1 protein-coding gene is annotated in these 1,209 nt (G+C 70.5%); it reads left to right on the top strand.

From position 1 onward, the window contains the following. Positions 1-1,209: electron transport complex subunit RsxC (gene rsxC / locus FFS27_RS32935; RefSeq protein WP_137952565.1), on the top strand; the 1,209-nt coding region annotated here is incomplete at both ends.

Raw genomic sequence — 1,209 nt, 5'->3', positions numbered from 1 at the left:
CCCCGACCTCGGGGACCGTGGTGGCGATCGGCGCACACCCCTATCCGCATGCCTCCGGTCTTCCCGCGCCGGCCATCGTCATCGCCAGCGACGGCCTGGAGCGCTGGACCGAGCTGCATCCCTGCCCGGACTTCCGCGCCGAAAGCCCGCTGGCGCTGCTCGAACGTATCCGCGCGGCCGGCATCGGCGGTCTCGGCGGCGCCGGCTTCCCCACCGCCGCCAAGCTCGCCGCGCGCCCGGCGGACAAGATCCATACGCTGGTGGTGAACGGCGCCGAATGCGAGCCCTACATCAGCGCCGACGACCTGCTCATGCGCGAGCGCGCCACGCAGGTGCTGAGCGGCATCGATATCCTGGTGCAGATCCTGCGCCCCGAAGAGGTGCTGGTCGGCATCGAGGACGACAAGCCGGAAGCCATCGCCGCCCTCGGCGCCGCCCTCGGTGAACGGCCCTATCGCATCGTCGCCCTGCCGACCCGCTATCCCTCGGGCGGCGAGCGCCAGCTGATCCAGTTGCTCACCGGCAGGGAAGTCCCCGCGGACGGCCTGCCGGCGGACATCGGCATCCTGTGCCAGAACGTCGGCACCCTGGCCGCCGTGCACGATGCCGTCGTCCTCGGTCGGCCGCTGATCTCGCGGATCACCACCCTCGCCGGCGGCGCCCTGGAGCGGCCGATGAACGTCGAGGCGCTGATCGGCACGCCGGTGCACGAGCTGCTGGCGTTCGCCGGCCTCGCCGAGGGACGCCTGGAACGCGTGCTGATGGGCGGGCCGATGATGGGCTTCGCCCTGCCCGATCTCTCGGTGCCGCTGATCAAGACCTGCAACTGCCTGCTCGCCGGCGATGCCACGGAGCTGCCGGAACCAGTGCCGGCCATGCCCTGTATCCGCTGCGGCGACTGCGCCCAGGTCTGCCCCGTCAGCCTGCTGCCACAACAACTGCATTTCTTCGCCCTGGGCGACGAGCACGAGCAATTGCTCGCCCACAACCTGTTCGATTGCATCGAATGCGGCGCCTGCGCCTACGTCTGCCCGTCGAGCATTCCCCTGGTGCAGTACTACCGCGCGTCCAAGGCGGAGATCCGCGAGCAGCGGCAGAAGCTGCTGAAGGCCGAACAATCCCGTGAGCGTTTCGAGCAACGCCAGGCTCGCCTGCGCCGCGACGAGGAGCGCCGGGCCGCAGAACGCGCCCAACGCGCGGAGAAGGCCG

The sequence above is a fragment of the Pseudomonas sp. 2VD genome (genome assembly GCF_005503585.1).
GTDB classification, from domain to species: Bacteria; Pseudomonadota; Gammaproteobacteria; order Pseudomonadales; family Pseudomonadaceae; genus Pseudomonas; species Pseudomonas aeruginosa.
Note: the sequence above shows the minus strand (reverse complement) of the source record. Positions and strands in the feature narration are given on the sequence as shown.